Source organism: Sphingobium sp. FW305-3-2-15-F-TSA7, from assembly GCF_058787155.1.
In genome coordinates, this window is sequence record NZ_JBYSZM010000082.1 from 1 (window position 1) to 561 (window position 561).

General features: G+C 61.9%; 1 pseudogene. It reads right to left on the reverse strand.

The features are described from left to right. Positions 1-195: 195 nt before the first annotated feature. A pseudogene (locus AC3WN8_RS30105) lies at positions 196-402 on the reverse strand (LysR substrate-binding domain-containing protein); the annotation flags it as partial. Positions 403-561: the final 159 nt, after the last annotated feature.

Consider the following 561-nt stretch of genomic DNA (forward strand, 5'->3'; position numbering starts at 1 on the left):
GCCGAGGACCAACTGCGCCATCAGCCTCGGCTCCGCTCGGCTTAGTCCCTCGACTTCGCTCGGGATGAACGGGTTTTGGGGCCCGATCACCTCGCCGCCGCCTCTTCAGAGTGCCGCTGAAGTACGGCCATCGCGCTATCGCGACGCTTCTGGCCTACGGCTCGGGTTCGATGATTCCATCGAACTACAAATCGCTTATTGCTCGGTCAGAAGCCTCAACAAGGCCTGCGCGGCTCCGCTCAGAAAGCCGCCTTTCCTTCGGATGGCGTTGACCGGATTGAACGCATCGAGATCGCCCACGGCAATCATGGCCAGGCTCCCGGTCTTGAGCTCTTCGAGGATGCCGCTCTCCGGGACCAGGATGATTCCGAAGCCCGCTTCGGCCAGGCGTTTCTGCGCGGTGAGACTGTCGAATTACGGTGACAGTGCACTAAATTGACAGGAGGTGCCGGGCGTTGAAGGATGCGACATGGCCCGCCTCTCTCGAGTCGTCGTTCCGGGACTCCCCCACCACGTCACCCAGCGTGGCAATGGGCGCGCACAGACCTTCTTCGACAATGC